Raw genomic sequence first — 23608 nt, 5'->3', positions numbered from 1 at the left:
GAGTAAGGGAAGTGTTCTGAGTTCAGGGTCCGCCCAGGCCGGCGATGTCGTCGAAGCCCAGAACGTGGCCGCTCCAGTCGTCGGGCTGGCGGATCATCCAGTCGGCGCATTCTGCGGTGTATTCCGGGGTCTTCAGGGTGTCCAGGCCGGCCCCACCGGTGGCGATCTCGGCGCCCTGGGTGTTGTAGACGTGCCACCATCCTTCGGTGGACACGATGTGGTCCACCCGCAGCACGTTGAAGGCCACCCCCCGGCCGCCCAACTCCAGGTGCATGGAGGCGTTCCACCGCTCCATAGCCTGTTTGGAGGTGGAGTAGAGCGACAGGTTGGAGCTGATGGCGGTGGCCGACCCCGAGCTCACGCTGAGCACCCGGCCCGATCCCCGCTCCAGCATCCCCGGCACCAGCCCCTGGCAGAGCTGCATCGGGCCCACCACCTGCACCCGGAAGGCCCGCTCCCAGCGCGACCAGGGCACGTCGATGATCGGGCCGTTGGAGGTGTAGCCCGCGTTGTTCACCAGGATGTCGCAGCCTCCATACCACTCCAGGGTGCGGTCCACGATGCGGGCGGTGTCGTCGGGCGAGGTCAGGTTGGCCTGCACGATGCGGGCCTCGATTCCCTCTTCGCCCAGCGCGGCCACTACCTCGGGCAGCGACCCCGGCAGTACGGCATCGGGGTCATCGGACCCAGTTCGGCCCACCACCACCAGTCTGGCGCCGGCCCGTCCCAGCAAAAAGGCAATCTGGCGGCCGATGCCCCGAGTGGCCCCGGTGACAACCGCAACTGAGCCGTCAACAGCAAAAGACACGTCCGGACCCTATCCCGGCTGGGTGCGGCGGTCGGCCAGCACCAGCAGGCAGGGCAGGATGATCGCCGCGGCCATCATCGACAAGATCCCGGTAATGGCAATCAGAATCCCCAGTTGGCTAACCACCAGCAGCGGGGCGAAGGCCAGCACGATGAAACCCAGTGCGGTGGTGGTGGCCGACCCGAACAGCGCCCCGCCCACGCTGTTGGCCGTGGTTGTCAGAGCTTCGGTGATCGGTGCCCCCTGCTCGCGCTCATGCAGATACCGGTGGGCGAAATGGATGGTGTAGTCCACGCCAATACCGATGGTGAGCGACGTCAACAGCGCGGTGAGCGCGTTGTAATTGATGCCCAACACCCACATCAGCCCTAGCAGCAGCATGAGCACCACCACGATGGGGGCCACGGTGATCACCCCCAGCAGCGGGCGGCGGTGGGCTCGCCAGAAGTACACCGTGAGCAGGGCGAGTGCGGTCAGCACGGTGATGAACGTGGCCGTGGTCTGGCTGCGGGCCACCGCGTTGGTTGTTACCCCTGGGTTGATCTGGGCCCCCGTCACTGTGAAAGTTCCGGGCGCCCCATCTGCCCAGAGGTCGCCAGACGCGTTGTAGAGATCGCGGGCATCGCTGTCGCTCCCGAAATAGGCCTGAATCGGGATGACGGTCACGTCATTCCCCGACGAATCGGCAAGCGAGGCGACTTTGGCAAAGTCGTCGGGGGCGGCCTCCGACACCTGGCGGTACAGCTCAGCCAGCTCATCGGATGACCCCTGGGTGAGCATCGCTCGGGCGTTGGGCACCGTATCAGCGGCCAGCGATACCAGCGTGCTGCCGCCCACGCCGACCACATGTATGGGTTGCTCCAAATCCGAAGGCGCCGACCCGCCCGATCCGGGCCCCGGGCCTCGCAGCCGGTCGTCCAACGCCACCAGGGCTCGGGCCGCTGCCGGGTCATCGAGGTCGGTGATGACCACTCCGGTGATCGTGGTGCTCAGCCCGCCAACCTCATCGCGGGCCAGCCGGATGTCCTGCACCACCTCGGAGTCCTCGGGCAAGAATTCGTCTTCCTTGAACTCGGTGTTCACGTTGATGCCTCCCGCCACCGCCGCGCCGGCCAGCACGGCCACGGCCAAGAGCGTGAGCTTGGGATGACGGGCGCAACGGACCACGGTCGGCACCAGCAAGCGGCGCACGCCCGGTATCGAGTCGATTACCTGACGGGTCCTCAGCGGCTGCCCTCGGAACAACCGCCGGCGGTCGCCCAGCATCCTCACCGCAGGCACCAGAGAGGTCATTATGAAGAACCCGGCGATGATGCCGCAGGCCGCCAGGATCCCGAAGTCCCGGATGGGAGACAGGGGGCTGGCCAGGTTGGTCAAGAAGCTGAGGGCTGTGGTCAGCGCCCCCAAGCCGATGGCCGCGCCGGTGATCGACACTGCCCGGCTGGTGGCCTGCCTCGGGTCGGCATCCCGCTCTTCCCGGCGGCGAGACACGATCTGGAGCGAATAGTCCACTGTCAGACCCACCAACAGCACTGGCACGATGATGCTGATGGGCGTGATGCCGTTGATCTTGTCCAAGCCGTCAGGGCCGAGGTAGCCCGACAGGCCGATCTGCCACAGAGCGGTCAGAATCACGCCGATGATGGTGACTGCGGTGTCGGCCGGGGAGCGGAACAGCGCGGCCAGCACTACCACCATCACCACCAGCGCCAGGGGGAATAGGAACCCGCTGTCGGTCAGCGCCTGCTGGGCACCCTCTTGGAACCGGGCGTTGGACAGGGTGCGGGCCGAGGCGTCGGGCCCATAGTCGCCAGCCTGGATCACGTCGTTGACCGCCAAGAGGGCGTCGAACCACCCCAGATCGGGAAGGTCGATCTGCTGAAGCCTGACCTGGCCCAAGCCGGCGTTCTCGCCAAGCAGCTGTTCGAACCGGGCCGCTCGGGGATCATCGGCTGGATCGATCGCCAGCGCCCGAGCTACATCCTCAGCGGTGAGCTGGGCTGGGGGCACGCCGGACAGAGCCACGATCAAATGGGCATAGCTGCGGACTACTGGCTGTCCGTCTTGGGGAACGAAAGGCGCGACCTCGGGGTGAGCCAGGGCCATCTCCGAGCGGGCAATGAGTTCCCGAATGGCGTCGGGAGAGGTGACGTCGCCCCGCGCCACGATCTGCGCGCTGGTGAATGCACCCGATTCGGGAAATCGGTCTTCCAACTCGGTTACCGCCCGAGCAAGGTCGCTTCCCGCGGGCACGAACGACCCCATCGCATCGGGTTCTTCGGTGGTCAATGCCACCCCCGGCAGCATGGCGACGGTGATGAGCGCCACCACCGCGATCGTGCGCCATGGCGAGCGGGTGACCAGGTGGGCGTACCAGTTCAGCATGTGGGGTGGTTATCCGGTCGGCCGAGGACTCAGCTGGTCCCCGAGCGGGCCACGCCTGCGCCGACCGACGCCATGGCTGCACCGACAATTCCGGCGTTGTTGCGCATCTCGGCGACGACAACTTCGGTATCGATGTCCAGCAGGGGCCCCCACTCGTCGAATTGCTTGCTGATCCCGCCGCCCAGGATGAACAGGCCGGGCGAGATGATCTTTTCGAGGTGCCCCAAATACTGCTTCACCCGTCCCACCCAGGTCGCCCAATCCAGATCTTCTCGGGTGCGAACCTTGGCCGCGGTCCACACCTCCACATCCTTGTCGTGTCCGGCCAGGTAGAGATGGCCGAACTCGGTGTTCGGCACCAGATTCCCATTCACAAACACCGAGCTGCCGATCCCGGTGCCGAAGGCGGTAAAGCACACGGTCCCCTTCCGGCCCACTCCGGCACCGTGGGTCATCTCGGCGATTCCGGCGGCGTCGGCATCATTGATGATCGTCACAGGAGCGCCGATCCGATTGCTCATCGTCTCAGCGATGTCAACCCCGGCCCACGAGTCGTCCAAATGGGCCACCCACTTGACGGTGCCGCCGACGATTGGGGCAGGAAAAGCGCAGCCCACTGGCCCGGTCCACCCGAACGACGTCACCAGTTCGTAGACCACGTCTGCTACTTCGTCGGGAACGCCCGGCTTCGGGGTGGGCAGACGAAAGCGCTTGTCGGCCAGTTGGCCAGTGCTGAGATCCACCGGCGCGGCCTTCATGCCGCTGCCTCCTATGTCGATACCAAATGCCGTGCTCATCCTGTCCCCGCCCGACGAAAGTACCAGCGGCCCTCCACGGCAGGGGAGTCGAGTGTGAGGTGCGCGAAGCTAGGACGCACACCGCGAGGCTGGGACAATCCCGGCACCGCACTGCTGGGAACGGAGGAGAGCGATGGGCGACATGCTGGCTGGACGGGTGGCGCTGGTGTCGGGCATTGGGCCCGGCCTGGGCATCGAGATCGCCCGGCTATTCGCCCAAGAGGGGGCCGACATCGTGATGGGTGCCCGCCGAACCGAGGTGATGGAGCCGCTGGCCGCCGAGATCGAGGCGATGGGCCGCCGGACGGTGTGGCAGTCCACCGACATCACCGACCCCGCTCAGTGCCAGGCGCTGGCCGACACCGCAGTGGAGAAGCTGGGACGGCTGGACATTTGCGTGAACAACGCCTTCAACGACGGCTTCCCCGTCATCAACGTTGAGGACGCCGACTTGGAACGCTGGCGAAACGTCTTCGACGTGAACTTCTTCGGATCGTTGAACATGACCCGGGCTTGCATCCCCGCCCTGCGGGACTCGGGGGCCGGGCGGGTCATCTTCGTCAACACCATGTCGATCCGCATCCGCCAAGCCGGTTGGGGGGCCTACAGCAGCTCCAAGGCCGCGTTGGAGAACATCACCAAGATCATGGCCAAGGAGCTGGGCCCCGACGGCATCCGGGTGAACAGCGTTCTGCCCGGCTACATCTTTGCCGACGCGGTCCGCAACTTCCTTCAGGGCCAAGCCGATGCTCGGGGAGTGGACTACCAGGTGGTTTACGACGAGACCGCGGGGGAGACCGCTCTCAAGTACCTCCCCGACGCCGATGAGATTGCCGGGTCAGTCCTATTTCTGGCGTCCGACCTGGCGCTGCCCATTACTGGGGCTTCACTGGACGTGAACGCCGGGCACTGGATCGGCAGCGCATGACGGCCAAGCATCTCCTTTCTGGCTGATGAGCGACGGGACCCCCGCAGGAATCGCCATCGCCGAGGTGCTGGCCGACGCCGGCATCACCCACGTCTTCGGGGTGCCGGGGGGCTACTCCATCAAGGTGTTCGACGGCCTGCGCACGGTGGCCGACCGCATCGAGAGCGTGCGAGCGGCCCACGAGCACCAAGCGTCTGTCATGGCCGACATGTACGGGAGGCTCACCGGCCGTCCCGGTGTGTTCACCGGCCAGGGGCCGTTCGCCGCCTCCTCTGGGGGATTCGGACTCATGGAGGGTTTTCTGTCGGGCACCCCCATGCTGGTCCTCACCGAGATGACCGACCACGGCATCCCCCAGCACGCCCCCACCCAGGGCACCACCGGCGACCACGGGTCGGTGGACCTGCCCCGCATCCTTTCCGGGATGACCAAATACATGAGCGTGGCCACCACCCCCAACGAGGCGGTTCACGCGGTGGAGCTGGCCATCCACCACGCCACCTCGGGCCGACCCGGTCCGGCCGCCGTGGTGTTCCGACTCGACGCCATCTTCCGCCGCACCGACGAAGCCCGCCACCCCCGCCTGTACGGGCGGACTCGTGTGACATCGGTCGCCCCTCCTCGGCCCGACACCCCTGCGGTAGCCGCGGTGGCCGAGCTGCTGGCGGAGGCCCAACGGCCGGTGATTGTGGCCGGCAACGGCATCCACCAGGCACAGGCCTACGACCAGTTAGACGCCTTGGCCCGGCGGGCGGCGACCCCGGTGGTGACCACCGCCAAGGCCCGAGGGGTGATTGCCGACGACCACCCGTGGGCCGGCGGGCCGCTCAGCCCGTTTGGCTGGCAGGGGGCCTTCGAGCTGCTAGCTCAGGCCGATGCGGTGGTGGTGCTGGGTTCTCGCCTCAACCCCCACGACACCCTGGTGGAGTCGCCCACCTGGCTCGACGCCGACCGCCAGCGGATCGTGCAGGTGGACATCGAGGCCGCCAACTTGGGAGTGAGCTTCCCGGTGGAACTGGGGGTGCACGCCGAGGTGGGAGCCCTGCTAGCTGAGCTGGTGCCCGCGGTGGGCGTTCACGAAGACCTGGCCGCCGATCGATGGGCCGACCTTGCCGCCATCAAGTCGAGGGCCGAGGACCCCCCCGTGCTGCATGAGTCGGCCAGCCCGGTGCCGCCCCAACGGGTGATGCAGGTGCTGAACGAAGTGTGGCCGTCCGACGGCCGGATCACCCTCGACGCGGGTAACAATCGGATCTTCGCCTACCACTACCTCGAGGCCCGCACCCCCGGACGGCTGCACTTACCCGGCGGGCACCTGGGCATGGGCTGGGGTCCGCCCGCGGCACTGGCCGCCGCCATGGTCCATCCCGGCGAAAGGGTGCTGTCGATCAGCGGCGATGGTGGGTTCTTGATGTCGCTGCACAACCTGGCCACCGCGGTGGAGTACGACCTGCCGGTCACGTTTCTGGTGCTCAACAACCGGATGCTGGGCAACGTCTACGACTTCCAAGGGCCAGACCGCCGCACCGCCGTGGACATCGGCGACCATGACTTCGCCGCGGTGGCCCGGGCCTTCGGCCTAGACGGCCACCGGGTGGACGACGACTCCGCGCTGGCCGACGCCCTGGCTTCGTCGCTTGCCGCCGACGGCCCCGTGCTCATTGAGGTGTCCACCGACCCCGACCACTCCTCAGACTTGGTGAGAGTGCGCGACTCCCGCTCGCCGTGAGCATCACCCTCGAAGCCGAGATCAGCCCCGGGATGAGCACCGCGGAGGCGGTGGGGCTGGCCCGGTTGGCAGAAGAGGCCGGTTTCGCCCGGCTGGGCATCTCCGATGTGGTGTTCTGGCCCGACTGCTTCATGCTCCAGGCCCTGTGCGCGCAGGCCACTCGCCGCATCGCCGTGGGGGCCATGGTCACCAACCCCTACACCCGCCATCCGGTGGTGCTGGCTGGGGCGTTGGCCACTCTCGACGACATCGCGCCCGGCCGGGCCTTTTGCGGCTTGGGGGTGGGGGCCGGGCTAGAGCCGCTGGGCATCGACTACCCCAAACCGGTGGCCGCCTTGCGCCAGGCGGTGGCGGACCTCCGCACGCTGTTGGATGGTGGAGAGGTCGGCGGTGAGCGATTGATCTGTCCGGCCGCGAACCCGGTGCCCATCTCGATCGGCACCCGCAGTCCCCAGGTCATGCGATTGGCCGGTGAGGTGGCCGACATCGCCCTGGTCGGCGGTCGCTTCCTGTCGGCCGATCTGGCTGACACCTACCGGAGGTGGTTGGCCGAGGGCGCAGCCCGGGCTGGGCGGACAGTGGACGACTTCGAAACCGCTCCCCGGCTCACGCTGTGCTGCTCCGAGGACGGCGAACTGGCCCGTCGCAGCGTCAAGCGCTACGCCGCCCACTACCTGACCATCATCCGACCATCTGATCTGGACGTATCCCCCGACCGCATGGCCGCCATCGAGGCCGCTCTGGCTCGCAGCCGAGGCTGGTACTTCGACCACAACCGGACCGATGACCCTGCGCTAGACGACTTGATCGACGACCGTCTGGTCCAGGCCTTCACCATCGTTGGCACACCGGACGAGTGCGCCGACCAGCTTGCTGGCGTCTTAGAAATGGGATTCGCCAGCGCCAGCCTGAACTTGGCGGCCACCGCCCGATCGAGCGCCGCAGAGGGTTTGGCCGAGACCATCACCAGCTTTGCCCCGGTGGTGACTGCGCTCTCTGGCGACTAGCTACAGGCCAATCAGCCGACTGAGGGCCTGGCGGTAGAAGCCCAGGGCAACGCCGCAGGGGTTTGGATCACCCACGATGGCGGTGTAGGGCAACGACGCTCCGGTAAACGCAGCATCGTTCCAGAACGGATCGCCGTGGTCAATGGGCCCCCACGGCCCAACGTACAGGTAGGGCTCGGGATGGGCGGCGTCGCCTGGCGATGCCCCGTAGGTGGCCCGGGTCACAGGCTCGGACTCGGCATCTCCGATTTCCACCGCCACGTCGAAGTGGCCTGGCCAGAGCTGCACCCTGCTTGGTTCGGGCCCACTCTGAGTACAGCGCAGCTCCTCCAAGGCCGCGGTGGCCATCCCGAACCAGGCGCCTATGAACGCCACCAATTCCTCGTCCACCGTCAGCGGGCGGTCCAAATCACCCAGCGCCACCGTGTCGTGCTCAGCCTGGTCGCTAGTGGCCTCGACGCCCAGAAACTCAGCTGCTGCGGCCAGGGTGGTGATCATCTCGGCGTCCACCCGGTCGCCGTGTTGCCTCACCAACATGCGCCCTTCCACCCGCACCTGGGTGTCGTCGCCGAAGAACGGGGTGCCGAACCCGTCCAGAGTCCAGCGCAGCCCGAACTTCCCGTTGGCTGCCTTGCGGGTGTTGGACACCACGCCGTAGGCCAAACGGTGAAGGTCGTCGCGTCGCACCGGATAGTGATCGGGCACGCTCACCAGCGGCTGGTAGTTGGCCAGCCATCGGGGCCCGCAGAATTCGGCCACGGTCTCGTCAGCTGCGGCCAGATCGCCCCAGCGGAGATCGCCCGCACTGGTGGGAGTCACCACCCTGGCAGTCGCTTGGTCGGCCTCACCCACCGCGGCGGGGTCGTCGGCATACCAGGGTCCGGTGACCACGGCAGGCGGTGACGGCTCCAGCACTCTGGCGGTCAGACCGTCGCCCACCACGGCATCGGCCTCGGCTTGTGGGTTTCGGTATCGGGGTGTCATGGTGCCTTACTGGAAATTTACCGGCGAGCGGCGGCAATCGCACCGCTTGGCCGACAGTCGGTGGAGTCTCGCCGACGACCGCGACGAGGAGGAGTTCGCTCATGGGAAGACTGGACGGCAAAGTTGCCCTGGTTACAGGCGGTGGAGGCGGGCTGGGCACAGCCATCAGCGTGTTGTTCGCCAGCGAGGGTGCCAAAGTGGTGGTGCAAGACCTGAACGAGGCCGCCGCCGCGGCCACCGCTGATCAGGTGATCGCCAACGGGGGCGAGGCCATGAGCGCGGCCTGCGACGTGTCAGACAGCAAGGCCATCGAGGCCATGTTCGCCGACATCGACGACCGCTTCGGCCCGGTCACCGTGCTGGTGAACAACGCCGGGGTGGACAGCACGCCCGGTGACGGCTCCGGGGAGGGCAACACCGGCGGTGACCGTCAGATCGTGGACATGAGCGACGACGGCTGGCAGCGAATGCTCGACATCCATCTCAATGGCGCCTTCTACTGCACCCGGGCCATGTTGTCCCGGATCATCGACACCGACCTCAAGGGCTCGGTTGTCTGCATGTCGTCCATCGCCGGACTCGCCGGGTGGGGGCCGATTCACTACGCCACCGCCAAAGCCGGCCTGCTGGGGTTCGTCCGGGCAATGGCCCGGTTCTGCGCCCCCCACGGCATCCGGGCCAACGCGGTGTGCCCCGGAGTGATCGACACCCCGATGGTGGCGGGGGTAGATGCCGCCATGATCGAGGGCCTCAAGATGATCACCCCCGCCGGCCGCATCGGCCAGCCCGAGGACATCGCCTACGCCGCCTTGTACCTGGCCTCCGACGAAAGCGACTTCGTCACCGGCGAGACCATCACCCCCAACGGAGGTCTCGTCATCGGCTGACCGGACTGCTGGCCGATGTTGTCACTCTCCCTGGGTACCTTGTGCTGTCCTCAGCACAGGAGGTTCCATGCGAGAGTGGAGTGGGCATTCGTACGAGAAGATCTCAATTCTTGGTGACTATCTACCAGCCTTTGCTCAAGCGACGCAGAGGGCCCCCAACAGGGTCTATGTCGACGCGTTTGCTGGCGATTCTCAAAATTTCATCAAGGGCACTGACCGTGAGTTCCCCGGGTCACCTGAACTGGCTCTAGGGGTGTCCCCACCATTCACGCATCTTCGGTTCTTCGAGAAGAGTCCAAGTCGGGCTCAGCGACTAAGGGGTCTCGCCATTGGGTGTGGAAATTCTGGCGTGCAGGTGGTTGAAGGCGATTGCAATGAGGAGATGGCCGGAGTTTTGCGCGGGCTTCCTGTTCAGGCTCCAGCTTTTGCATTTCTAGATCCCGACGGTATGGAGCTGCGTTGGAAGACAATTCAAGCGATCGCTGATCACAAACGTGTCTATGCCGAGCGAACCGGCAGGTCAAAGGTGGAGATGTGGATCCTCTTCTGCACGTTTGGCATTGTGCGGATGTTGGGGTCGAACCGCGACGAGGCAGTAAGGCGCGGATTTCCACAGAGAGTTGCAGAACTGTATGGCGCGTGGGGGCCTTGGCAGGAGATCTGGGATGCACGTCTAGATGGCCGGATCACACCCGGCAATGCAAAGAAGGCGTACCTCTATCTCTACATGGACCGCCTTGCCGACTTGGGCTACCAGCACCTACTCGTGCGTCCTATCAAGCCGACGAGAGGTAACGAGCTCTACGCAATGATCTTTGTGACCGACAGCCCTGCGGGTGAGTCGATAATGCGCTGGTCTCAAGAGAGGGACAGGATTCAACCTCGGGAAGGGACTCTCTTCGATGTTGAAGAGTCTCGCCCGCGATATGAAGATCTCCACACCGGGTGGCGAGACGAACTCCCGTTCGAGTTGCCAGAGTGGGAGGATGTGGTATGAGTCGAAGTGTGGGCAGGAGATCTCCCCATGGCTGAATCGGCCATCGAGTGGACCGATACCACTTGGAATCCCACGACCGGCTGCGACCGAGTCTCGCCGGGGTGCGACAACTGCTACGCCCTGACGATGGCCGGCCGGCTTAAATTGATGGGCCAGGCAAAGTACCAGGCCGATGGCGATCCGAGGACCAGCGGACCTGGCTTTGGACTGACCTGCCACCCCGAGACGCTGGCTTTGCCTACGACTTGGACAAAGCCCCGCATGATCTTTGTCAACTCGATGAGCGACCTCTTCCATGAGGAAGTGCCACTCGAGTTCATCAAGGACGTTCTTGACGTAATGCGGGACACCCCTCACCATGTCTACCAAGTGCTGACCAAACGCTCCCGTCGGCTTGCACGACTCAGCGATGTCTTGGAATGGCCCCCCAATGCATGGGTCGGGGTCAGTGTGGAATCTGCTCGCTACTTGTTCCGAGTGAGGCACCTGCAAGAGGCTGCAGCTCATGTCCGGTTCGTCAGTGCTGAACCGCTACTTGGGCCACTGGGAGCTTTTGACCTCGCCGGCATCGACTGGCTGATCGCCGGCGGCGAAAGTGGCGCCGGTGCCCGGCGAATGTCACCCGAATGGGTAACCGATCTCCGCGACCGCTGCGTCGAGGCCGGAGTTCCCTTCTTCTTCAAGCAGTGGGGTGGCCGCTCCCCCAAAGCCGGTGGTCGGCAATTGGACGGTCGGACCTGGGACGAATACCCGCTGACCGCTCTGGCCAGTTGATCATTGGTTGGCCAGAGAGGCAGTCATCAAGCGAGGCACCTACCATGACACGATGTCATTGCAGGAGATCCTGGAGAAAATCCGCTCCTCGCCTGGTCCCAACAACGAGGAGTCGGCCAAGTTTCAGGTGATTGCACCGATCCTCCACGCGTTGGGATGGGATACCTCCGACGGAGAACAAGTGCTGTTCGAGCACTCAGTGGGGGGGAAGAAGGGTGGAAGAGTCGATATTGCTCTCAAGGAGAGGGGTCGCGTTCTTGCCCTAATTGAAGCTAAGGCACCTCATTCCGATCTGACTTCCCATGTAGAGCAGGTACTGGGCTATGCCTTTCATGAGGGGGTGGACATCTGCGCGTTGACAACGGGGGAGGAGTGGTGGCTGTTTCTTCCCCGGGAACGAGGGGAGCCGCAGAAGCGTCGTTTCGCGGTCCTGGATGTAGAGGAGAATTCCCTAGAATTGTTGGCCGAAGATTTCGAGCGGTTCTTGAGGCAGAGCAACTTGGCCAGCGGGGAGTCGCATAAGCAGGCTCAACGGGTCCTTAAGGCAAATCTGGAGGCTGATCGGCTCAAAACCGAGATGCCGAAGATCTGGGATCGGATGCTCAAAGAGCCTGACAACGAGTTGGTGGATCTGATCAGCAGGCGGGTATACGACAAGGTGAGCATCCGCCCCAGCAACGATCAGGTAATGGCAGTACTAAGCGATCAGCCTGTGCCGCTCGTCGCATCTCCGCCCCAAAATCAGCCAAGCCCCACAGACGAAACGGTACAGCCCACGGCGGTCATACTGTGGGGCAGCCGACATACGGTGGGATCGCACGCCGACATCCTTCGCACGGTCGCCGACAAGCTCTACGCACAGCACGCCAATGATTTTGACAAGCTGTTGGAACTCAAGGGGAGAATCCACCCGTTTGTGGCCCGCACTCCGCAAGCGCTACTCAATCCGAAGAGGTACTACGAAGTGGCATCTTCTGGATACTTCATTGACATGAACTTGAGTGCGAAGAACGTCTTGGGGAGGGCAAAGAGGTTCCTAGATTGCTTTGGCTACCCTCCCTCGGATCTTGAGGTGCTGTTCGACTAGCTGCAATTGTTGAGGTGATGAGGCTATTCGGGTTGCTGTGAGCACTCTTTCTGCCTAGTTCCCATGTGCCTCCCGAGTGGAAGTGGTGCGATTGCCTAAGCAGCGCAGTGTCCGTTGCAGCTGCGCTGTCGATTGGGTGAAGAGCCAATTGGCCATCCGGCTAAATTGCTGGCGGTGGCCTCTACCGAAAGTGCAAAAGAGCAACCCGTTGGCGTAGTCGTCGTCCCCTTGATCATTCTCGGAACTTGGCAGCTACTCGGGTAGCGGGACTTCTAGGGCGCCCATTTCGACGAGGCGTTCGACTTCGGCGGGGTCCATGTTGAGTTCTTCGATGCAGATTTGGCGGGTGTGCTCGCCGAGGAGGGGGGCGGCGTGGACGGGGGGTGTGGGCATCTCGCTGCCGTAGAAGCAGGGGCCTTCCAGGACGAGATTGCCGGCGCCGGGTTGGAAGACCTCTAGCGGGAAGCCTCGCTGGGTGAGTTGGGGATCGGTCATGTGGTCGAGGGCGGTGAGCATGGCCGCGCCGGGCACGCCGACGGCCTGGCAGGCCTCTTGGACCTCCAGCGGTGAGAGTTCGGCGGTCCACTGGGTCACACCGGCGTTGACGGCATCCCGGGCGGCCATACGGCCCTCAGCGGTGCCGTAGGCGGGGTGATCGGCCCACTCCGGGTTGCCCATGGCTTGCTTCAGTGAGGCCCAGTCGGCGTCATTTCGCACGCACACCACGCTCCACTGCTGGTCGCCGGCACACTGGAACACCCCCCAGGGGGCGCCTTGGTCTGAGTCGTTGCCCACCGGCTGCACCGAGCCGGGGCTGAGCGACTCGGCCATGAACAGATCGCCCAGTGTGTTGACCAATGCCTCGGCCTGGCTGATCTCCGCTTGCGCTCCATCGCCGCCCCGGCGGTCTCGGCTCAACAAGCCGACCAGGGCACCCAGAGCGCACAGCCGCCCGGCCAGGTGGTCGGGGTGGATGGCGTTGGACCCTGGCGGCGGGTCGCCGTCGGTGAAGTTCCACAGGTACTTGATGCCCCCCACTGTCTGGATGGTGGGTCCGTAGCCGATCCAGTCGGCATAGGCCCCGGTGGAGCCCATGAGCTGGCTGCTGGCCATGCACACGCCGGGATTGAGCTCCTTGAGCGTCTCATAGCCCACCCCCATGGCGTCCATGGTGCCGGTGGAATTGTTCTCGATCACGATGTCGGCCGTCTTCACCAGCTCTTTCAGCACGGCCAATCCCTCGGGGATCTTGGAGTTGACCCCGAAGCTGCGCTTGGTGCGGCTCGATGAGGCGAACGACGCCGTCATCTCGGTTCCGATGACCAGCCGCATGAAATCGGGATAGGTGCGGGTCTCGATCTTTATAACGTCGGCCCCGTACTCGGCCAGCATCCGACCACCCTCCACGCCCACACCGCCGTGGCCGAAGTCCAGCACCCGCAGCCCAGCCAGCGGTTGGTCCTGCTCGCCGGCGTCCGGAACTGGCCCGCGGGGTTCGGCGGCTGTGGCCTCGGCGGTCACTTCGGCGTTGTGCTCACCCGCCAATGGCGCACTGAACCGGAACCCTTGGCGCTGCCGGTTTATCTCCATGAACCCCGAGGCCGTGGCTGCCTCGACGCCGGAGGCCACCTCCATCGGCACGAACGTCGACCGGGACACGTAGTGCTCGTTCGCCAGGATGTCGGACGGCTTGAGCATCGGGGTGACCACCACGCCCCGGCGCTGGGCCTCGGCCGCGGCTTCCTCCATCATCATGGGGGCAAAGTGCTCTGCGATCACCGGGTTCAACACGTCGCCGTTCATCATCCGGGTGAGGGTTTGGCCCCACATCTCATCGGCGAACGCTTCGGGGCGGCCCATCCACTCCCATAAGGCGAACCACTGTCGGGGGCTGAGAACGACCATGGTGATGTATCCGTCGGCCGTCTCGAACAGGGGATACACCACCGTTGTGCCCGACCGGACGATGGGCGGATCCAGCCCGGCGTCCAGGGTGGGCTTCATGTTGGCCAGCTGCCAGGTGTTGAGGTGGATGGCCGCCTCCAGCACCGAGAAGTCCAGGTGCTGGCCCCTCCCGGTGCGCTCCTTGGCCACCAGCCCGATGGCCACGGCCAGAGCACCGACCACACCGGCCGCGTCGTAGGCGAACGCCCCGGGAATGAGCAGCGGCGGCTTCTCTGGGATGCCCGATGCGGCCAGGTGTCCGCTCATGGCCTGGATCACCTCATCGGTGGCCTCGAACTGGGCGTACGGCCCCTCTTGACCGAAATCGGTGATCGACAGCACCAACAGGTGCTCGAACTCTGCGGACACCTCCCGGGGGTCCAGCCCGTAAGGCGCCAGAGTGCCCGGCTTGGTGGATTCGATCCATACATCGGCGCTGGCCAGCAGGTTACGCAGCTGGGCCTGGCCCTCGGCGGTGGTCACGTCCACGGTGATGCCCCGCTTGTTGAAGTTGCGGAAGGCGAAGTACAGGCTGGTCTCGCCGTCGGGGGAGAACGGGGGCATGCTGCGGGACTCGGCTCCGCCGGGCGGCTCCACCCGGATCACGTCGGCGCCGAAATCGGCCAGAACCCGACCGGCCAACTCGCCCTTGACGTCGGCCATGTCGATGACCCGGAGGCCGCTCAGCGGCAGTTCATTCGAAGACACGATCCGCGACACTACTGCCAGCTTTCCCACGGATTCGAAGAACGTGGTCAACTGGTGAGATGAGCGAGCGGACGAACCTCGAGATACTCCAGTCGGTGTTCGACTCGATGGGCGACGCCGACGCGGTGGTGGCCCATTACACCGACGATTACGTGATGGAGTTGCCCTACGCCCACCCCGACAAGCCCGACCGGACTGAAGGCAAAGAGGCAGTGCGCCAACGCCTGGTGGGCGCCTTCAAGGTGTTCCGCTTCAGCTTGCACATCACCGAGGCATACCCCTGCGTCGACCCCGATCTGCTCATTGCCGAGTACACCAGCCAAGGCGAGGTGGTTCCCACCGGTCGCCGATACTCCAATCGCTATATCGGCCTATGGCGCTTCCGCGACGGCAAGGTTTGCTTCACCCGGGAGTACCTCAACCCGGAAGCAGCCAAAGCCGCCCTAGAACCAGTCGGCGACTAGCGGTTAGAACCGGCCGCCGCCGAAGCCCCCGCCGCCGAGACCGCCGCCCCCGAAGCCTCGCATCAGGGGGCCTTGGGACCGCTCGTGGAAGGTGTCGCTGATACCGGAGTTCTCAAAGCCCATGGGCACCTGGCCGGTGGTGGCGTAGAGATAGAGGGCCATCTGGAAGATGGCGGTGAGCGTGCTGATCACCACCGACACCAGGGCGATCCAGGCGAATCCGATGGTGACCCCGATCACCGCGCCGGCAGATCCGGCTGAGGCACCAATGGCGATGATGATGATGCCCGGGATAGCAGCCACCAACCCGATGATTCCGAACCCCACCTGGGCAATCAGGTTCTCACCCCATGTGTGGCGCAGCAGCTCTCCCGAACGGCTCAGCGACCGGAACGGCCCGGTCTGCTCCACCACCAGGATGGGCACCACCAAGAAGGTGAGCACCCCCCAGGCCATATTGAGAAGGCTGCCGAGAATGCGGGCAACCATGTTGTCCGAGCTTTGGATGGCCCGAATGATCATCCCCACGGTCAGGGCCAGAATCGCCCACGGCACGATGACGTGCAGCCGAGAAAAGGCGCCCTTGATGGCGCTGGAGATGGTGGGGTCGCCCCCGCTGAACCGCTCCCGGGCGCCCGACACCACCGCGGCGTTGAAGAACACAGTGATGACGGTGACGGCGAACAAAATGATGATGCCGCCGATCCACAGCATTGGCTCGCTGCCGCTGCTACCGCCGTCGTCTATCCCATCGGTAGACAGCCAAATGGGCAAGCCGATGCCCAAGACCACCGCCAGAGAGGCCAGCGCCCCCAGAATCGGCAGGACGGCCAGCTCCCGATCGTGTTGCAGCACCGCCCACGAAGCCTTGGCGGTGTCCATCGTCCGGCGAAATCGACCCATGGCCTGAACGCTACCAGTGAATAAGGACAGTTTTGGGTCTGCTCCGGTCAGTACGAACCTGAGGCTTGAGCCTTTCGCCTGGCCTTCTTCGCCTTGCGCTCGGCCTTGAGCTTCTTTCGGCTAACGAATGCCTCTTCCAGACCAGCGCCGCGGAATTCTCCGGGCACTTCCCCTGTAGTGGCATACAGATATAGCGCCATCTTGAAGATGCCGATGAGCGTGGCCATTGCCACAATCACGAGCAGCAGCCAGATGGCACCGATTCCTATTCCGATGACGACTGCACCGGCCGCAGCAAATATGCCAGCCGCTATCAAACCGGGAATGGCGATGAGGAACCCGAGGAAGCCGAAGGCAAATTGGGCGATAATGCTCTTGCCCCAGGTCTGGCGGAACAGTGTGAGTGAACGTTTGGCCGAATCGATTGGTCCGGTTTGCTCCACCACCAGGATTGGCAAGACCAAGAAGGTGACGACGCTCCAAACGATGTTGAAAATCTCGGCGACGATCTTTAGCGCTGGTCCGACGAAGAACGGCAGATGCTTCAGCCCTTCCTCGAGGTTCCTTATCAGCGAGGGGAGCAGCCCTACCGTTCCGGTCAGCAGCGACCACGGAACTATGACTGGGAGTCGTTGAGTGGCCGCCGACAGGCAGCTGGAGATGGTGGGCGTGTTGCCTTGGAACCGTTCCCAAGCTCCGTAGGTCAATGCGGCGGCAAAGTACACCGACACGATGCAGATCAACAGAGTGGTGGCGATTCCACTCATCCATACGATCGGTTCGGTGCCCCATTTGCCGGGCTGGTCGACCGAGCCGGCATTGAGGCCTGTGGTAGCGAGGTTTACCAAAAGCCAGTTGACCCCCAGGATTGCGCCTGAGGCAGCCAAGCCCATTGCGGGAAACGCCAAGAGTGATTTGTCACGCTTCAGAACCGCGTAGGAGGCCGAAGCCAGGTCGTTGGTCTTCGAGAAGGCGCCCCTCATGTCGTGGAGCTTAGCAACGGAACGTCGCATGCTTGGTCGAGGTCGATTTCTACAGTTAGGTGGCTGTTGCCGTGGGGGCCGGCGCCCCAGGAGGGCATGACGGTGGAGTACAGGCCGGTGCCGCCGGCCACCAATATGAGCAGGGCTTCGGGGCTGCTCAGGGCGTGGACCACTAAGTCTGGGTCGTCGCCTTGGCTGCGTTGGTGGCGATTGATGCCTGAACCTCGAGAGCGCACCGTGGACAGCTCCGACCAGGAGCGCTTGGCCCGCTGGTGTAGCGCTTCGGCGATGGTGGCCCGGTCGTGGCCCACATCGGCGAGGGCGATGGCATGGTCGGGGTTGAGCACCAACACCTGGGAACCCCGGCCAAAGTGGGCGTTGTTGGCTCCCAGCCCCGACAGCGAGGCGGCCAGCACGTTCAGCAGGTGGTCGGCATACACCTCGGGGTCGTCGTCGGGGAAGCACAGCACCGAGTGGGGCCCCTCGGTGCAAGCCACGGTAACCGTGCTCTGCTCTGCGTCGTAGCCCAGCGAGGTGTGCAGGGGTGGGAAAGGACTGGCCTCCTCGTCCTCGCCCAAACAGAAGGTGAACTTGCCGGGATGGCCTAACAGCGCCATGTCGGAGGTGCCGGGCCGCCCGCCGCCGATGTTGATCATGGCCAGGCGCACCGCCCGGCCGATCGAGGCATTGGCCCGGTGGCCCGGGCCCAGCGCCCCGAACCCCGACGCCACGCCGCAAGCGCCCACCGCCGGGCCATTCACGATAAGCAGCGGCCCCAGGTTGTGGGTGGTGGACTGCACCTCGGTCATATCCAGGCGGGGATCGCACACCCCCCGCACGGCGGCCACCACCACCGGGAAGTAGTCGGGTAAACAGCCAGCCATCACCGCGGCGATGGCTGCCTTCTCCACGGTGGCCTCGCCCAGGTTGGGGCCGAGCTGGCCCAGCGACACGTCACCGTCGAGGCCCGAGGCCAGCACCATCCGCTCCACCCGGGCCGGCGTGGGGATGACTACCGGCAGCCCGTCAGTGCATCCCTCGGCATGGAGCTGCTCGAGGGCGGCCTCCTCAGAGAGGGCCGAAAGCCGTTGGCTCATCCGGCGGCGCCCAGCGCCTGAAGCACCTCGTCGGCGATGTCGTCGGCCACCATCTTTATGGCCTTTTCCCCGGTTCCGGCCACCGGGTGGGGGAGGATCACCCGAGGGATGTCGGGCATTCCCGCCGACCGGGAAACAAAGTCGCCCTGGGGGGAGAACTTGGTGGTCACCAGGGCCACCGCCGGGGTGTCTCGACGGGCGGCTTTGATGGCGTCACGCACGGTGCCGCTGGTGCAGCTTCCTCAATGGCCGTAGGCGGCCACAACAGCGTCGCAGTCTTCGGTGATCTCGCCTATGAGCTGGTCGTCGGCCACCATTGAGGCGTTGCCCTTGTTCCAGGCCCGCACCTCCAAGTCGGGGCGCACCCGGCGCAAACTCTCGCCTACCGCATCCAAGAACGGCACGGAGTCGGGGAAACCATTGGCCAACAGCCCGATGGTAAGGGTGCCGTCCCCCGCAGAGAGCTCGTAGGGCGTCACTGATTCCGCCGGTTCTGCCCGTGGGTCCAAATATTCGATCGCCATGGCTCTACGGTAGTGCAAGTGCAAGCGTGGAGAGTATGGGCGGCCACCGCGGCAGTGGCCGCTGCCGTCGGTGTGGTTGTGGTGATAATCGCAGTGTCGGCCGACGTGCGGTTCTTCGGCGACTCCGACACCGAGTTGACCACCTCTCCGGCTTCGGTCCCGCTGACGCCTGCGACCACTCCGGCCACGACCACGACCGCGACGCCGTCGCCTGACCCCACCCCTGCGCCCACTCCAATCGCCACTCCCTCTCCTGCCCCAACCCCGACGCCCATCCCCACGCCCACGCCCTATCCAGGGTGGGTCGACCCGGCGACCGCCGGACAGCCGTACGGCTCGGTCACCGGCCTGCTCACGTTCCGGGGCAACCCCACCCGGACCTTCTACGGCACCGGACCCGCCCCCCGGGCCCCGGAGGTGCTGTGGCGGTTTACCGGCACCCCCGAGCGGGATCTGTGCTCGCTCACAACTTGGGCTGCGGGCACCACCCTGTGGTGCGGCGCAGGCTGGACCGGCCAGCCTGCGGTGGTCGAGTGGGACGACCGAACCTGGGTGGTGGCCGGCATGTACACCCCTGCGGTCCACTTCTTGGACGCAGCCACCGGTGAGCAGATCCTTCCGGAGTTCTTGGTGGGCGACCTCATCAAGGGGTCAGTAACCGTGGATCCCGACGGCTACCCCTTGGTGTACTTCGGGTCGCGGGACAATGAGTTCAGGATCATCGCCTTCGACCGAGACGAGCCCGTCGAGCTCTGGTCGCTCCACGCCAACAGCGTGTCGCCTGTGCTGTGGAACGACGACTGGGACGGAGCCGCGCTGGTCTTGAATGACTATCTGTTCCAGGGAGGCGAGAACAGCCACCTCCATATCGCCAAGCTGAACCGCCGCTACGGCCCCGATGGCCTGGTGACCGTCGACCCCGAACTGGTGTTCACCGCTCCCGGTTGGGACAGCGAGCTGCTCGACGCCGTGGTCGATGGCAACGTTTCCATCGAGGGCGGGATGACGGTGGTGGGCAATACCCTGTACTTCGCCAACTCCGGTGGTCTGGTGCAGGGCTGGGACATCTCCGGGCTGGCCGACGGACAAGATCCCGAGCGGGTGTTCCGCTACTGGGCGGGCGACGATGTGGACGCCACCGTGGTGGCCGATGCCGACGGCTTCCTGTACGTCGGGGTGGAATATGAGCGGGCGAACACCCGTAGCCAGGAGTTGGGCCAGATGCTCAAGCTTGATCCCTCAGCCGACGATCCCCTGGTGTGGGGTACCGACCTGCGCAATGCCTTTCCCGACGGGGTGTGGGCCACCCCGGCGCTGACCGATGCGATGGTGTACGTGCCCACCAACGCCGGCTTCTTGTACGGGTTGAGCCGTGGGACCGGCGAGATCATCTGGTCAAAGCGGCTGGCCGCTCCGGTGTGGTCGTCGCCCGTGGTGGTCGATGACGTGCTCATCCAAGGCGACTGCGGAGGGGTGATCTACGGCTACGACATCTCCGATCCCTCGGTCGAGCCTCCCGAGCTGTGGCGGATATCGCTGGGGGGCTGCGTGGAGGCCACTCCGGCGGTTTGGAACGGCGTCGTGTATGTGGCCGACCGGGTCGGCGGCTTCTACGCCTTCGGCGACCGCTAGCCGGGCAAGCGGCCTGACTACCCTGGCGCCGTGGCCGAGCCGTTTCGGATTGCTGTTCCCGACGAGGTGATCGACGACCTCCATCGGCGCCTGGACGCCACCCGGTGGCCCCAGACTCTGGATGGGGTGGGATGGGACTACGGATCCGACACCGCCTACATCGCCGAGCTGTGCCGCCACTGGCGCCATGACTACGACTGGCGGGCCCATGAGGCCGCGCTCAACGAGCTGCCCCAGTACACCCAACGCATCGACGGGCTCGACATCCACTTCGTCCACGCCGAGGGTCGGGGGCCCGACCCGCTGCCACTGGTCATCACCCACGGCTGGCCGAGCTGTTTCTGGGAGATGCACAAGGTGGTCGGCCCGCTCAGCGATCCCGCGGCCCACGGCGGCGACCCGGCCGACGCCTTCAGCGTGGTGGCCCCATCGCTGCCCGGCTATGGATTCTCCTCGCCGCCGGCCCAGCCCGGGATGTCGTCGGCTCGCGTGGCCGACCTGTGGGCTGAATTGATGGCCGCGCTCGGCTATGAGCGGTTCGGCGCCCAGGGCGGCGACTGGGGCTCGGCAGTGAGCGCCGCGCTGGGCGCAGCCCATCCCGACCGCATGGTCGGCATCCACCTCAACATGGTGGCCCCTCCCATCGACGAGGCCGCCCTCACCGACGACCAGCGCCAGTGGTGGGAGGGGGTCAAGCAGTACCGAGACCGGGAATGGGGATATGTACACCTCCAGCGCACCAAGCCGCAGACCGCCGCGGTGGGACTTACCGACTCGCCCGCCGGCTTGGCCGCCTGGATCATCGAGAAGTGGTGGCGGTGGAGCGACATCGACGGCCCCGGCGGGCGGGATCTCACCCGGCGCTACACCCTCGACGAGCTCTGCACCCTGCTCACCATCTACTGGGCCACCGCCACCATCGGCCCGTCGATGCGCATGTACTACGAGAGCTTCGGGGCCGGTTCGGCCTTCAACCAGCCGCCGAGAATTACCGTGCCCACCGGAGTGGCGGTGTTCAACGAGAAGAACCGCCCGCCCCGCGAGCTGGCCGAGCCCTACTACAACATCACCCGGTGGACCGAGGTGGATGACGGCGGCCACTTCCCCGCCTTGGAGAACCCGGACAAGCTGGTAGAAGAGGTGCGGGCCTTCTTCCGGCCGCTTCGCTGAGAACCCCGAGCAGAAGGAGACAGAAGCCATGACACGACTGGGAATCATCGGACTGGGCGACATGGGCGGCGCCATCGCCGAGGGCGTGCTCACTGGCCAATGGGACGACGAGGTGACCGTGGTGGGCTACGACGTCTCCGCCGAGGCCATGGAGCGGTTCACCGAGCTAGGGGGCACTCCGGCCGCCTCGGTGGGGGAGTTGGCCCGACAAGTAGACCTGGTGGCGGTGGTGGTAATCGACGACGCCCAGGTGCGCCAAGTGTGTACTGGCGACGACGGGGCCATCGCCGGAGCCGCCGAATCGGGGGCATTGGTGGCCGTTCACTCCACGGTGTTTCCTGCCACGGTTATCGATCTGGCCGCCGAGGCCGCCGCAGTCGGGGTGGCTCTGATTGATGCCCCAATCACCGGGGGCACCTCGTCGGCTCAGATTCGTGACCTGGTGGTGTTCTGCGGCGGCGATGAGGCCCACACCGAACAGGGGCGGCCTCATTTCGAGCGCTACGGCGGCATGGTGGTCAACGTCGGTCCGCTGGGCTCTGCACTAAAGGCCAAGGTGGCCCGCAATCTCATCACCTATGTCGAGTTTGCCGTGGCCTACGAGGCCATTGCCCTGGCCGCGGCCGCCGATGTGGACCTGGAGGCGTTCGCCGAGATCGTGAGCTACTCCGACCGCAACATCGGCCCTCACGTGGGCGTGTTCAACGGGACGCCCACCTATCCGCCCCCGGCTTTGGGGGGCAGCTTCACCCGAATCGCCCACAAGGACTTGGGCGGCGCGCTCGCGCTGGCCGAGGAGCTCGGAGTCGATCTGCCCATCACCGCGCTGGTCGATCAGCGCATCGACGCCGCGTTCGGCGAGTAGCCGGGCCGCGGCTGCGGGTCCTGGGCCAGGCCCAAGTGCCTAGCCGAAGGTGACGGTCCCGGCGTCGAGCACCACCCGGTCGCCGACTCGGGTCTGGAACCGGGCCGAACCGCCGCCCTCGTCCCAGATGTGGACGTCGAGCGTCTCGCCCGGCAGCACCGGCGAGGAGAACCGACCCTGCATCGACTTGAAGCGGGCCGGATCGCTGTCGCACAGGGTGTGGAGCAGCGCCCGGCCGGTGAAGCCGTAGGTACACAAGCCGTGAAGGATGGGGGTGTCGAACCCGCCGGCGGCGGCGAATGACGGGTCGGAGTGCAGCGGATTGCGGTCGCCGTTGAGCCGGTAGAGCAGGGCCTGGTCGGCGCGGGTCTGGTAGGTGACCACGTGGTCGGCGTCGCGCTCGGGCACTTTCGGCGGGCTGGCCGGGCCCCGGTCGCCGTCCCAGCCGCCTTCGCCTCGGATGAACAGCGAGGTCACATTGGTGAACAACGGCTGGCCGTCGGCGGTGTCGGTGACATCGCTCTCCAGCACCACCAGGGCGGCCTTGCCCTTGTCGTAGATCCCGGCCACGCGGGTGACCGAGCTGACCGTGGCCGCCACCGGCAATGGCTTGTGGAGGGTGAACCCCTGCTCGCCATGCACCAGCAGCGCCGGGTTGTAGGTGCCGATCTTGGCCAACGGGCTGTTGGCGCCGCCCACGCCGCCGCCCAGCACCACGCACATGGTGGGCAGGGCCTTCTGCTCTACGTCTTTGGTGTTCTCGGTGGTGAACTCCAGCTCGAACCCGGTGGGGTCGCTCATCCCCGCGCCCACGCCCAGGGCATACAAAAGGGCGTCTTTCGACTTCCAGCTCGACGTGCTGGGGTCGCTTTCGGCGCCGACGGCAGTTGGGTCGATGGGCATGGGGACTCCTCGTGGGCTTGGGGTTCTTGGGC

21 protein-coding genes are annotated in these 23608 nt (G+C 65.5%); 11 read left to right on the top strand and 10 right to left on the bottom strand.

What is annotated here, in order from left to right:
- Window positions 1-22: 22 nt before the first annotated feature.
- Genes ACOGJC_RS04225 through ppgK form a run of 3 tightly spaced genes read right to left on the bottom strand, consistent with a single transcriptional unit; the run spans window position 23 to window position 3990 of the window.
- A complete protein-coding gene (locus ACOGJC_RS04225) occupies window positions 23-808 on the bottom strand; it encodes an SDR family NAD(P)-dependent oxidoreductase (RefSeq protein ID WP_419847262.1) in 786 nt (261 codons plus the stop codon).
- A gap of 9 nt (window positions 809-817) precedes the next feature.
- Window positions 818-3193, bottom strand: coding sequence for an efflux RND transporter permease subunit (locus ACOGJC_RS04220; RefSeq protein ID WP_419847261.1), 2376 nt, complete (start codon window positions 3191-3193; stop codon window positions 818-820).
- 29 nt (window positions 3194-3222) lie between these two features.
- The gene (gene ppgK / locus ACOGJC_RS04215) at window positions 3223-3990 is read right to left on the bottom strand and encodes a polyphosphate--glucose phosphotransferase (protein ID WP_419847260.1); all 768 of its coding nucleotides are present in this window, start codon (window positions 3988-3990) and stop codon (window positions 3223-3225) included.
- Between the two features lie 133 nt (window positions 3991-4123).
- Between ppgK and ACOGJC_RS04210 the strand changes: the two genes are divergently transcribed.
- Genes ACOGJC_RS04210 through ACOGJC_RS04200 form a run of 3 tightly spaced genes read left to right on the top strand, consistent with a single transcriptional unit; the run spans window position 4124 to window position 7654 of the window.
- On the top strand, window positions 4124-4918 hold the full coding sequence (locus tag ACOGJC_RS04210; RefSeq protein WP_419847259.1) for an SDR family oxidoreductase: 795 nt from the start codon (window positions 4124-4126) through the stop codon (window positions 4916-4918).
- 25 nt (window positions 4919-4943) lie between these two features.
- A complete protein-coding gene (locus ACOGJC_RS04205; RefSeq protein WP_419847258.1) occupies window positions 4944-6647 on the top strand; it encodes a thiamine pyrophosphate-binding protein in 1704 nt (567 codons plus the stop codon).
- Window positions 6644-7654, top strand: coding sequence for an LLM class flavin-dependent oxidoreductase (locus tag ACOGJC_RS04200; RefSeq protein ID WP_419847257.1), 1011 nt, complete (start codon window positions 6644-6646; stop codon window positions 7652-7654). The genes ACOGJC_RS04205 and ACOGJC_RS04200 overlap by 4 nt, the downstream gene beginning before the upstream one ends.
- On the opposite strand, the gene ACOGJC_RS04195 is transcribed toward ACOGJC_RS04200, so the two are convergent.
- Window positions 7655-8638 (bottom strand): hypothetical protein, encoded by a 984-nt coding sequence (locus ACOGJC_RS04195; RefSeq protein ID WP_419847256.1) that lies wholly within the window; start codon window positions 8636-8638, stop codon window positions 7655-7657.
- 101 nt (window positions 8639-8739) lie between these two features.
- On the opposite strand from ACOGJC_RS04195, the gene ACOGJC_RS04190 reads away from it, so the two are divergent.
- From ACOGJC_RS04190 to ACOGJC_RS04175, 4 genes are all read left to right on the top strand, one after another.
- Window positions 8740-9525: an SDR family NAD(P)-dependent oxidoreductase gene (locus ACOGJC_RS04190; RefSeq protein WP_419847255.1), complete on the top strand. Its 786-nt coding sequence runs from the start codon at window positions 8740-8742 to the stop codon at window positions 9523-9525.
- A 67-nt stretch (window positions 9526-9592) separates the two neighbouring features.
- Window positions 9593-10522: a three-Cys-motif partner protein TcmP gene (gene tcmP / locus ACOGJC_RS04185; protein WP_419847254.1), complete on the top strand. Its 930-nt coding sequence runs from the start codon at window positions 9593-9595 to the stop codon at window positions 10520-10522.
- Window positions 10523-10549: 27 nt separating this feature from the next.
- Window positions 10550-11296, top strand: coding sequence for a DUF5131 family protein (locus ACOGJC_RS04180; protein WP_419847253.1), 747 nt, complete (start codon window positions 10550-10552; stop codon window positions 11294-11296).
- Window positions 11297-11348: 52 nt separating this feature from the next.
- A complete protein-coding gene (locus ACOGJC_RS04175; protein WP_419847252.1) occupies window positions 11349-12383 on the top strand; it encodes a hypothetical protein in 1035 nt (344 codons plus the stop codon).
- A gap of 252 nt (window positions 12384-12635) precedes the next feature.
- Here the strand turns inward: ACOGJC_RS04175 and ACOGJC_RS04170 are convergent, their stop codons facing one another.
- A complete protein-coding gene (locus tag ACOGJC_RS04170) occupies window positions 12636-15035 on the bottom strand; it encodes a CaiB/BaiF CoA transferase family protein (protein ID WP_419847251.1) in 2400 nt (799 codons plus the stop codon).
- 59 nt (window positions 15036-15094) lie between these two features.
- Between ACOGJC_RS04170 and ACOGJC_RS04165 the strand changes: the two genes are divergently transcribed.
- Window positions 15095-15499 carry a nuclear transport factor 2 family protein gene (locus tag ACOGJC_RS04165; RefSeq protein WP_419847250.1) on the top strand — a complete coding sequence of 135 codons (405 nt, stop codon included), beginning with the start codon at window positions 15095-15097 and terminating at the stop codon, window positions 15497-15499.
- A gap of 3 nt (window positions 15500-15502) precedes the next feature.
- Here ACOGJC_RS04165 and ACOGJC_RS04160 read toward each other — a convergent pair whose 3' ends face one another.
- The 4 genes from ACOGJC_RS04160 to ACOGJC_RS04145 are packed head-to-tail and all read right to left on the bottom strand — an operon-like array spanning window position 15503 to window position 19006.
- Window positions 15503-16402, bottom strand: a complete 900-nt coding sequence (locus ACOGJC_RS04160; protein ID WP_419847249.1) for a DUF6159 family protein — start codon at window positions 16400-16402, stop codon at window positions 15503-15505.
- A 47-nt stretch (window positions 16403-16449) separates the two neighbouring features.
- Window positions 16450-17385, bottom strand: a complete 936-nt coding sequence (locus ACOGJC_RS04155) for a DUF6159 family protein (RefSeq protein ID WP_419847248.1) — start codon at window positions 17383-17385, stop codon at window positions 16450-16452.
- A complete protein-coding gene (locus tag ACOGJC_RS04150) occupies window positions 17382-18482 on the bottom strand; it encodes a hypothetical protein (RefSeq protein ID WP_419847247.1) in 1101 nt (366 codons plus the stop codon). Before ACOGJC_RS04150 ends, ACOGJC_RS04155 begins: the two co-directional genes overlap by 4 nt.
- Window positions 18479-19006, bottom strand: coding sequence for a UGSC family (seleno)protein (locus tag ACOGJC_RS04145; RefSeq protein WP_419847246.1), 528 nt, complete (start codon window positions 19004-19006; stop codon window positions 18479-18481). The genes ACOGJC_RS04150 and ACOGJC_RS04145 overlap by 4 nt, the downstream gene beginning before the upstream one ends.
- Window positions 19007-19024: 18 nt before the next feature.
- Here ACOGJC_RS04145 and ACOGJC_RS04140 point away from each other — a divergent pair, with 18 nt between their 5' ends.
- From ACOGJC_RS04140 to ACOGJC_RS04130, 3 genes are read left to right on the top strand one after another with little or no spacing between them, the layout of a single operon-like run.
- Window positions 19025-20638: a PQQ-binding-like beta-propeller repeat protein gene (locus ACOGJC_RS04140; RefSeq protein ID WP_419847245.1), complete on the top strand. Its 1614-nt coding sequence runs from the start codon at window positions 19025-19027 to the stop codon at window positions 20636-20638.
- A 30-nt stretch (window positions 20639-20668) separates the two neighbouring features.
- A complete protein-coding gene (locus ACOGJC_RS04135; RefSeq protein ID WP_419847244.1) occupies window positions 20669-21808 on the top strand; it encodes an epoxide hydrolase family protein in 1140 nt (379 codons plus the stop codon).
- 28 nt (window positions 21809-21836) lie between these two features.
- Window positions 21837-22673: an NAD(P)-dependent oxidoreductase gene (locus tag ACOGJC_RS04130; protein WP_419847243.1), complete on the top strand. Its 837-nt coding sequence runs from the start codon at window positions 21837-21839 to the stop codon at window positions 22671-22673.
- A 39-nt stretch (window positions 22674-22712) separates the two neighbouring features.
- Here the strand turns inward: ACOGJC_RS04130 and ACOGJC_RS04125 are convergent, their stop codons facing one another.
- Entirely contained in the window at window positions 22713-23576 is an 864-nt protein-coding gene (locus tag ACOGJC_RS04125) for a MaoC/PaaZ C-terminal domain-containing protein (protein ID WP_419847242.1), read from the bottom strand.
- Window positions 23577-23608 lie beyond the last annotated feature (32 nt).

This window comes from Candidatus Poriferisocius sp. (assembly GCF_965204015.1).
In the GTDB taxonomy this organism is placed as follows: Bacteria; Actinomycetota; Acidimicrobiia; order Acidimicrobiales; family Bin134; genus Poriferisocius.
Note: the sequence above shows the minus strand (reverse complement) of the source record. Positions and strands in the feature narration are given on the sequence as shown.

What these genes read in the sequence shown, in the direction of transcription:
- ACOGJC_RS04220 (WP_419847261.1), bottom strand. Translation starts at nt 3,193, where the DNA reads ATGCTGAACTGGTACGCCCACCTGGTCACCCGCTCGCCATGGCGCACG.
- ppgK (WP_419847260.1), bottom strand. Translation starts at nt 3,990, where the DNA reads ATGAGCACGGCATTTGGTATCGACATAGGAGGCAGCGGCATGAAGGCC.
- ACOGJC_RS04210 (WP_419847259.1), top strand. Translation starts at nt 4,124, where the DNA reads ATGGGCGACATGCTGGCTGGACGGGTGGCGCTGGTGTCGGGCATTGGG.
- ACOGJC_RS04205 (WP_419847258.1), top strand. Translation starts at nt 4,944, where the DNA reads ATGAGCGACGGGACCCCCGCAGGAATCGCCATCGCCGAGGTGCTGGCC.
- ACOGJC_RS04195 (WP_419847256.1), bottom strand. Translation starts at nt 8,638, where the DNA reads ATGACACCCCGATACCGAAACCCACAAGCCGAGGCCGATGCCGTGGTG.
- ACOGJC_RS04190 (WP_419847255.1), top strand. Translation starts at nt 8,740, where the DNA reads ATGGGAAGACTGGACGGCAAAGTTGCCCTGGTTACAGGCGGTGGAGGC.
- tcmP (WP_419847254.1), top strand. Translation starts at nt 9,593, where the DNA reads ATGCGAGAGTGGAGTGGGCATTCGTACGAGAAGATCTCAATTCTTGGT.
- ACOGJC_RS04180 (WP_419847253.1), top strand. Translation starts at nt 10,550, where the DNA reads ATGGCTGAATCGGCCATCGAGTGGACCGATACCACTTGGAATCCCACG.
- ACOGJC_RS04175 (WP_419847252.1), top strand. Translation starts at nt 11,349, where the DNA reads ATGTCATTGCAGGAGATCCTGGAGAAAATCCGCTCCTCGCCTGGTCCC.
- ACOGJC_RS04165 (WP_419847250.1), top strand. Translation starts at nt 15,095, where the DNA reads ATGAGCGAGCGGACGAACCTCGAGATACTCCAGTCGGTGTTCGACTCG.
- ACOGJC_RS04160 (WP_419847249.1), bottom strand. Translation starts at nt 16,402, where the DNA reads ATGGGTCGATTTCGCCGGACGATGGACACCGCCAAGGCTTCGTGGGCG.
- ACOGJC_RS04155 (WP_419847248.1), bottom strand. Translation starts at nt 17,385, where the DNA reads ATGAGGGGCGCCTTCTCGAAGACCAACGACCTGGCTTCGGCCTCCTAC.
- ACOGJC_RS04150 (WP_419847247.1), bottom strand. Translation starts at nt 18,482, where the DNA reads ATGAGCCAACGGCTTTCGGCCCTCTCTGAGGAGGCCGCCCTCGAGCAG.
- ACOGJC_RS04130 (WP_419847243.1), top strand. Translation starts at nt 21,837, where the DNA reads ATGACACGACTGGGAATCATCGGACTGGGCGACATGGGCGGCGCCATC.
- ACOGJC_RS04125 (WP_419847242.1), bottom strand. Translation starts at nt 23,576, where the DNA reads ATGCCCATCGACCCAACTGCCGTCGGCGCCGAAAGCGACCCCAGCACG.